Origin of the sequence: Nocardiopsis sp. RV163 (assembly GCF_001029525.1) — a bacterium.
GTDB lineage: Bacteria > Actinomycetota > Actinomycetes > Streptosporangiales > Streptosporangiaceae > Nocardiopsis > Nocardiopsis dassonvillei.
In genome coordinates, this window is the sequence record NZ_LEKI01000205.1 from 1 (window position 1) to 8244 (window position 8244).

The 8244-nt window shown below is 74.9% G+C and carries 7 protein-coding genes and 1 pseudogene; 3 read left to right on the forward strand and 5 right to left on the reverse strand.

The window, feature by feature from the left end:
* Window positions 1–469 (forward strand): aminotransferase class IV (locus ABD54_RS23900; protein WP_047871788.1); only part of this gene is annotated, 469 nt, incomplete at its 5' end.
* A gap of 96 nt (window positions 470–565) precedes the next feature.
* Here the strand turns inward: ABD54_RS23900 and ABD54_RS23905 are convergent.
* From ABD54_RS23905 to ABD54_RS23915, 3 genes are all read right to left on the reverse strand, one after another.
* Window positions 566–2746, reverse strand: a complete 2181-nt coding sequence (locus tag ABD54_RS23905) for an MMPL family transporter (RefSeq protein WP_047871789.1) — start codon at window positions 2744–2746, stop codon at window positions 566–568.
* Between the two features lie 213 nt (window positions 2747–2959).
* On the reverse strand, window positions 2960–4471 hold the full coding sequence (locus tag ABD54_RS23910) for an SDR family oxidoreductase (protein ID WP_047871790.1): 1512 nt from the start codon (window positions 4469–4471) through the stop codon (window positions 2960–2962).
* Window positions 4468–4965, reverse strand: coding sequence for a DUF4383 domain-containing protein (locus ABD54_RS23915; protein ID WP_047871791.1), 498 nt, complete (start codon window positions 4963–4965; stop codon window positions 4468–4470). Before ABD54_RS23915 ends, ABD54_RS23910 begins: the two co-directional genes overlap by 4 nt.
* 91 nt (window positions 4966–5056) lie before the next feature.
* On the opposite strand from ABD54_RS23915, the gene ABD54_RS23920 reads away from it, so the two are divergent.
* Window positions 5057–6118 (forward strand): MerR family transcriptional regulator, encoded by a 1062-nt coding sequence (locus tag ABD54_RS23920; RefSeq protein ID WP_047871792.1) that lies wholly within the window; start codon window positions 5057–5059, stop codon window positions 6116–6118.
* On the opposite strand, the gene ABD54_RS23925 is transcribed toward ABD54_RS23920, so the two are convergent.
* Window positions 6084–7307 (reverse strand): lycopene cyclase family protein, encoded by a 1224-nt coding sequence (locus ABD54_RS23925; RefSeq protein WP_047871793.1) that lies wholly within the window; start codon window positions 7305–7307, stop codon window positions 6084–6086. The two genes, ABD54_RS23920 and ABD54_RS23925, sit on opposite strands and share 35 nt — an antisense overlap.
* Window positions 7308–7366: 59 nt before the next feature.
* On the opposite strand from ABD54_RS23925, the gene ABD54_RS23930 reads away from it, so the two are divergent.
* Window positions 7367–8146, forward strand: a complete 780-nt coding sequence (locus tag ABD54_RS23930) for a class I SAM-dependent methyltransferase (RefSeq protein WP_082166966.1) — start codon at window positions 7367–7369, stop codon at window positions 8144–8146.
* A gap of 20 nt (window positions 8147–8166) precedes the next feature.
* On the opposite strand, the pseudogene ABD54_RS29225 reads toward ABD54_RS23930, so the two are convergent.
* Window positions 8167–8244: pseudogene (locus ABD54_RS29225) on the reverse strand (ubiquinone biosynthesis methyltransferase UbiE); the annotation flags it as partial.

An 8244-nucleotide genomic window follows, 5' to 3' on the forward strand; every position in this document is an offset into this window, starting at 1 on the left:
GCCCAAGGGCTCCTCCCCTCCCCCGGTCCGCCTGGGCACCCGCCTCTTCACCCGGGACACCCCGCAGGTCAAGAGCACCGGCCTGTTCGGAGCGCTCCGCCAGCGCCGCGCCGCACAGTTGGACGGCTACGACGACGCGCTGTTCACGGGCGTGGACGGCCGCGTCTCGGAGGGCCCCACCTGGAACATCGGCTTCCTGGACGGCGGCGGCCTGGTCTGGCCGCAGGCCCCCTGCCTGCCCGGGGTGACCACGGCGCTGGTCAGCCGTGCCGCCGAGAACCTCGGCGTCCCGGTCACCACCCGGCCGATCGCCTCGGCGGCGAGCACCCGCACGGCGGGCGCGTTCATCGCCAACGCCACCACGGGCGTGCGGCCGGTGGCCGCCATCGACGGCGTCCACCTGCCGCAGGCCGCGCTGGTGCGCAAGTTCGCCGCGGCCTACGCGGACCTGCCCGGAGACGCCCTGTAGCGACCTCCGGAGCGCACGCGCGCCCCGCCTCGCCGTATGCGCCGAGGAGCGCACCCGACGAGGCGGGGTCCAGGGGGGTGCGGGACCGGGGCCGCCTCAGCGCTCGGCGGGTTCGGGCTCCTCCGCGACCTTCGGGGCGCGGCCCGCGCGCCCGGGCCACCACACACGGGACCCGACGTCCAGGGACAGCGCGGGCACCAGCACCGTCCGCACGAGCAGCGCGTCCACCAGCACGCCGAACGCCACCAGGAAGGCCAACTGGAGCAGGAACAGCAGCGGGATCACCGCCAGGGCCGCGAAGGTCACGGCCAGCACCACCCCGGCGGAGGTGATCACACCGCCGGTGACGGTCAGCGCGCGCAGCACACCCTCGCGGTGCCCGTGCAGCAGCGTCTCCTCACGCGCCCGGGACATGAGGAAGATGCTGTAGTCGATCCCCAGCGCCACCAGGAACACGAACGCGAACAGCGGCACCACCGGGTCCGCGCCGGGCAGGCCGAGCACGTGGTCGAACAGCAGCGTTCCCACGCCCAGCGCCGCAGCGAAGGACAGGACGTTCACGGCCATCAGCAGCAGCGGCGCCACCAGGGAGCGCAGCAGCGGGATGAGCACGAGGAAGACCACCACGAGCACCAGCGGCACCACGACCGCGAAGTCGCGCTGGGCGGTGTCCAGGGTGTCCAGGTCGGTGGCGCTCACCCCGCCGACCAGGGCGTCGGCGCCCTCGACGGAGTCCAGTTCGGTCCGCAGGTCGCGCACCGCGTCCACCGCCTCGGCGGACTCGGGGCCGACGGTGAGGACCACCTCGACCAGGACCCGGCCGTCCTCCACCAGGGGCGGCAGGTCGGCGCCGGGCGGGCCGGGCTCGGTCACCGGCGCGGCCCCGTCCACGACGGGCAGGCGTTCGGCGGCCCGGACGACCTCGTCCAGGTGGTCGGCGTCGGCGACCACCAGGGCGGGGGCGGCGCTGGCGTCGGAGCCGAAGCCCCGGTCGAGGGCCTCCTGGGCGTCGACCGCCTCCACCTCGGTGCGGAAGACCTCGGCCTGGCCGGTGCCCCCGGCGTCGAACTGGGGCGCGAACACGGCCGCGGCGGCCAGGACGGCGGTGGTGACCGTCCAGTACAGGCGCGGCCTGCGCGAGACGGTGGTCGCCAGGCGGCCCCAGAACCGGTGGCTGGCCACGACCTCGTCCAGAGTTCCGTCCGTACGGCCGCCGCTGTGCGGTGCCACGGGCCAGAAGGCGGCGCGTCCGCACAGGGCGAGCACGGCGGGCAGGAAGGTCATCGCCGAGAGCAGGGCCGCGACGACGCCGATGGCCACCGCGGGGCCGAGGCTGCGGGTGGAGGCCAGGTCGGCGGCGAGCAGGCAGAGCAGGCCGAGGATGACGGTCCCGCCGGAGGCCAGGACCGGGCCGGTCACGCCGCGCACGGCGGCCGTGACGGCTTCGGGCACACTGTCGCGGGCGGCCAGTTCCTCGCGGTAGCGGGCCACGAGCAGCAGCGCGTAGTCGGTGCAGGCGCCCACGACCAGGATGAACAGGATGCCCTGGCTCTGACCGTTGAGGCTGACCAGACCGGTGTCGGCGGCCAGGTAGACCAGCGCTCCGGACAGTCCGAGCGCGAGGAGGCAGGCGAGGATGACCAGCACCGGCAGCAGCGGCGAGCGGTAGACGGCCACGAGGATGATCAGCACGGCGGTGATGGCCACGATCAGCAGCGTGGAGTCGATGCCGCCGAAGGCCGCGGCGAGGTCGGCAGCGAAACCGGCGGGGCCGGTGACCTGGACCTGGAGCCCCGACACGGGATCGTCGGCCAGCACCGCGCGCAGGTCCTCGACCGCGTCGCCGGTGTCGGCGGCCGGGTCGAGCATCACCACGAACTGGGCGACCGAGGGGTCCTCGGTCCCGGGGATCGGGCCGACGACGGAGCCGGAGACCCAGGGCTCCTCTCCCACGCGCTCGGCGACCGCGGCGATGTCGGCGAGTTCGCCCTCTCCGAGGGCCTCGCCCCCGTCGTCCCCGGCGTCCTCGCGCGAGTAGACGACGACGGCCGGGACCGCCTCCTCCCGGTCGAACTCCTCGGCGATCTCACTGACCTCGGTGGACTCGGCGCCCACCGGCAGGAACGCGCCCGGGTCGTTGGTCTGCACCTCGCCGAGCCTGCCCAGGAACATGCCCAGGGGCCCGGCGCCCGCCAGCCACACCAGGGCGACCAGCAGGGCCGCTCCGATCCACCAGCGCGACCGCCTGGCAGGTGGTCTGCCGTTGTCCTTGTCCACGTTCGGGATCCCTCTCACACCGTCAGCTTGCTCGAAATTTGAGCATCTCGCTTTTCGAGTTACTTTCGGGCATGACCCTACCCCAGTCCGCTCCCGCCATGCTCCCGCCCCCGTCCTGCTCGGACGTGGCCCCCGTCACCGGCGGACGGCGGCGCGGCCGGGTGCGAACGCCGTCGCCCCGGTCCGAACGGACCGGGGCCGGGGAGCCGGGTCTCAACGGCGCGCCCGCGCCCCCCGCGGGGCCGCGCGCTTCGAGGACGCCCGTTCCCGGGAGGCCCGTTCCGCGGCCGCGACGATGTTGTCGGCCATCGCGCCGAACACGAACCCGTGGAAGGGCGTGACGGCCTTCCAGTACAGGTGCCCCAGCAGACCGCGCGGGTGGAAGAGCGCGCGCTGGCGGTAGACCGTGCGTCCGCGCACGCGGGCCACGCCCAGTTCGAGCCAGGCCGGTCCGGGCAGGCGCATCTCCGCCCGCAGCCGCAGCAGCTCGCCGGGGACGACCTCCTCCACCCGCCAGAAGTCCAGGGAGTCGCCCACCCGCAGCCGCTCCGGGTCGCGCCGCCCCCTGCGCAGGCCCACCCCGCCCACGGCCAGGTCGATCCAGCCGCGCGCGGCCCACGCGAGCGGCCAGGAGTACCAGCCGTGTTCGCCGCCGATACCCTCGACGACCTTCCACACCGCCTCCGTTCCGGCGTCGACGTACCGCGCGCGCACGTCGGTGTAGAGGCTGCCGCCCGCCCAGTCCGGGTCGCTCGGAAGGGGGTCGGACGGGGCGCTCGGCCATGCGGCAGAGGACCAGCGGGTGTCCACCCGCGACTCGTCGACGCGGCGCAGGGCCAGCTCCACGGCCCGGTCGAAGCCGATCCGGTCGTGGTCGTCCAGGAGTTCGGACAGGTCGTCCTCGCCGACCACCGCGTCGTGGCGCAGCGACTCCACCAGCGGCCGGGCGATCGCGGGCGGCACCGGCGTGATCAGGCCGACCCACAGGCTGGACAGGCCCGGCGAGAGTACGGGGACGGGGATGATCAGCCTCCTGGCGATCCCGGCCGCCCCGGCGAAGCGCTGGATCATCCGGGCGTAGGAGAGCACCTCCGGGCCGCCGATGTCGAAGGTCCGGTTGGTCCCCTCCGGGAGTTCGGCGCACTCGACCAGCAGCCGCAGCACGTCGCGCACGGCGATCGGCTGGACGCGGCTGCGCACCCACCGGGGCGTGGTCATCACCGGCAGGCGCTCGGTGAGGTGGCGCAGCATCTCGAAGGAGGCCGAGCCGGAGCCGAGGATCACCGCGGCGCGCAGCACGGCCGTGGGTACGTCCGACTCCAGAAGGATCCGGCCGACCTCCTCGCGCGAGGCCATGTGCGCAGACAGGGCCTCCCCGTGCGGCGCCAGCCCGCCCAGGTAGACCAGGCGGGTCGTGCCCGCCTCGCGCGCCGCGCGGGCGGCGTTGCGGGCGGCACGGGCGTCGGTGCCCGCGAAGTCGCGCCCGCCCGACATCGAGTGGACCAGGTAGTAGGCGGTGTCGATGCCCGCGAACGCCTCGTCCAGGCCCTCGCCGCTCACCACGTCGCCCCGGACCACCTCCACGCGGTCGCGCCAGGGCTGGTCGCGCAGCTTCTCCGGGGTGCGCGCCAGGCAGCGGACGCGGTACCCGGCCGCGAGCAGCTCGGGCACCAGACGTCCGCCGATGTAGCCGGTGGCCCCGGTGACCAGGACGGATGGCCTCATCCGGTCGCACCGACCACGCTGTGGCGGCGATCGCGTCGCCGCGCGCGCCTGCGGCGGTAGGGGTTGTCCTCGGGCAGGCCGCCGCTGACCCGGCCGTACATGCCGAAGGTCATCACCGTGATCCCGACGACGAAGCTGAAGATGACGTTGGGCATGGAGAAGGCCAGGATGTTGGGCCCCGCGCTCATCAGGTAGAGGTTCACGAGCCCGCTGGCCACGAAGCCCACGCCCACCACCGTGCAGACGGTGGAAGCGAAAGAGCCGCCCAGCACGGACGCGCCCAGCAGCAGTGATCCGATCGCGATGGACACGAAGCTCAGCGCACCGTTGGTGGAAAGGCCCGCGATGACCTCCCCCTGGGTGTCGAAGAGCGGGAGCCTGACCACCAGCCCCGCGATGCCGAAGCCCATGAGTACGAGTCCGGTGAGTCCGGCGCCGACACGGTAGACCACGCTGAGACGGCGGTCGGCCGGGCGCCTGGTGTCCAGATCCATGGTGCTGCCCCTTCCGGTGTTCTCCCAGCTAGAGTTCTACGCGTGTGGTGCGCGGCACAAGACGCACCGATTTCGCAACGCTTGGGGCGCCATGGCCGACGCATTGACCCCCGGGGCGACCGCGCGCCTGCTCGGGATCTCGCCCTCCACGCTGCGCAGCTGGGACCGGCGCTACGGTGTGGGGCCCCGCGAACGCAGTCCGGGCGGGCACCGCCGCTACTCCCCGGCCGACGTGGCGCGCCTGCGCGAGCTGTGCCGACTGGTCGGTGAGGGCCTGCCGCCCGCCTCGGCGGCGGAGTGCGTACTGGAACCGGATCGCGAAGGCGCGGCTCGCGGCCCCTCCGCGCAGCGCGTTCCCCCTCAGCGGGGAGCGGGAACCGGTGGGAGGAAGACCGGGGCCTTCGGGCGGGAGAGCCAGGAGGCCTCCGGGGAGGGCTCGGGCATCGGTGGGGACGACGCGGACGCGAAGGCCCCCGGCGGTGGCGTACGGACCCGGGTGCGCCCCGGCGGGGACACCCTGCCCCTCGGTCCGGCCGGCCCCACCCTCCACGGAATCGCCCGAGCCGCCATGCGCATGGACGCCGAACTCGTGGAACGCCTGCTGGAGGAGGCGCTGGACGAGCGCGGCGTGGTGGCGGCCTGGGAGGACCTGGCGATGCCGCTGCTGTACGGGATGGGCCGCAAGTGGGAGGACACCCGGCGCTACGTGGAGGTGGAGCACCTCCTGTCGTGGTGCGTGTCCTCGGCGCTGCGCCGCGTGGCCGCCCCCGCGGACACGGCCCCGGCGGGCCGCGCCACGGTGCTGGCCTGCGGCCCCGGCCAGATGCACAGCCTTCCGATGGAGGCGCTGGCCGCCGCGCTGCGCGAACGGGGGGTACCGCGCCGTGTGCTGGGGCCGTGCACGCCCGTGGCGGCGACGGTGCGGACGGTGCGCCGCACGGGCCCGCGCGCGCTGGTCCTGTGGTCCCACGCCGGAAACGCCGACGACGTCGCGGCGCTGCGGGCCGCGGTGCGCGCGGCGGCGGAGTCGGCTCAGGCCACCGCCGTGTACACGGCGGGGCCGGGCTGGCGGTCGCTGGGCGCGGCGCCGGGGCTGGCCGCCGGGCACCTGGGCTCGCTCACCGAAGCCGTGCGGACCCTGGCCCCCGGCTGAGGCCGTTCGCTCCGACCCCGCGCAGCGCGTACCACGCCTGGTCCAGGCTGGTCAGCGACATGGCCGCGACCGGTGTGCTCAGACCCATCACCAGTTCCCGGGGCAGGCGCGAACCGCCGTCCAGGAAGGCCAGCACGTCCCCGAGGCGGTTGGCCGCGAACAGCCTGGCGAAGAACTCCGCCCCCGGCACCCGGCCCGTGTCCAGGGCCCGCAGCATGACCGCGTCCATCGCCAGGTGGCGGCGCCGGTGGGGCACCGGCGGCACCGGGACCCGCCCCTGGGCCAGCGCCCGCGCCACGGCGGCCGTCTGGCGCCGCACACCGCTGAACGTGTACCCGGTCGAGGGCCGGGTGGCGCCGCCCGCCGTCCCCACCCGGAACACGCGCCGACCCGCGCGGGGCCGGAACCGCGCGTCGGTCATCGGGATGACGCCCTGCTCGGCCGCGGTCACCTCCACGTCCCCCAGTCCGAGCAGGCCGCAGTAGTCCTTGAGCGCGCGCTCGTACTCGGGGGTCGTGAGCGCCTCTCGGCCGAACTCGGTGTACTCCACCAGCGCCTCGCGCGACGACAGGGGCAGCACGTAGCCGAAGGCCACGCCGTTGGGGGGCTGGGGAGGGCGCAGGTCCATGAGCACCGCCGAGGCGGGGTCGAAGGCGTCGTCGGGCGTGCGCACGAACCAGCCGCGGAAGTGCTGGAGCAGGTGCGTGCGCCCGCGCGGGGCGGGCCGGGGCGGACGCGAGTCGAACACCCACGAGGCGGTCAGCGCACGCTGCCCTGCCCCGGGTCCGGTGCCCCGCACCACGACGTGCTCGGCGCCGTCGGCGACATCGGTGACCAGTACCGGGAGCTGGTGCACGTGCTCACCGGCCGAGGCGCGCACGTGCGCGTCCACGTCGGCCGACCGCAGCATCTTGTACACGTAGGGCGCGGCCGAGGAGCGGTGGGAGGCCCCGTCCGGGCCCACCACGGACAGGTCCGTCCAGCGGGCGGCCAGCAGGTGGTCCCACGGCCCGCCGTCGGGCTCCCAGAAGCACCAGGTGCGGGGCGGGGGCGTGTGCTGCCCGGGGGGCGGTTCGAGCAGGGCGACCCTCAAGGGTCGGCCACGTCGGTTATTGACCCCGCGAAGCTGGTGGGCCAGGGTGAGCCCAGCGGCTCCCCCGCCGATGATCGCCACGTCGTAGTCGGCCATGCCCCCAGCATGCACGGGAAGGGCCGCGCCCGCACACGGACACCCCCCGGGAGGAGATCGTGGACACCACGACGCACGCCATGAAGGACGGCGCGGTCACCGACGAGTTCGACCACGCCGCCGGAGCCTACGACCGGCTCGTGGGCGCCAACCCCGGCTACCACGCCCACCTGCGGGTCTCCGCCAGGCGGCTGGGTCTGCCCTGGGACGGCACGGGGCTGCGCCTGCTCGACCTCGGGTGCGGCACGGGCGCCTCCACCGCCGCCCTGCTGCGCGCCCTGCCCCGGGCCCGGATCGCGGCCGTGGACGCCTCGCCGGGGATGCTGGAGGCGGCCCGCGCCAAGCGATGGCCGGAGTCCGTCTCCTTCCACCGGGCCAGGGCCGAGGAGCTGACCCCCGAGTGGACCCGGGAGCATCTGGGCGGCCCGGTGGACGCGGTGTTCGGCGCCTACCTCATCCGCAACTGCCCCGACCCCGACGCCCTGCTCGCCTCGGTGCGCGCGCTGCTCAAACCCGGCGGCCGCGTCGTCCTGCACGAGTACTCCGTGGCCGACTCGGCGTCGGCGCGGGCGGTGTGGTCGGCGGTGTGCTGGGGGGTGGTGATACCGGCGGGCAAGGCGCTGACCGGGCGGACGGACCTGTTCCGCTACCTGTGGCGCAGCGTTCTGGAGTTCGACGGCCGCGGCGCGCTGCTGGACCGGATGCGCCGCGCGGGCCTGGAGTCGGTGGCCAGCGCACCGCTGCCGGGCTGGCAGTACGGGGTCACGCACACGTTCGTGGGACGGCGCCCGGACGACGCCACGCACCGGGCTTCGGGGGGCCGCGTTGAAGAGCACTGACCGCGAGGGGCTTCCCTGGGCGCGCCGCGGCCGTCGAACTCCAGAACGCTGCGCCACAGGTAGCGGAACAGGTCCGTCCGCCCGGTCAGCGCCTTGCC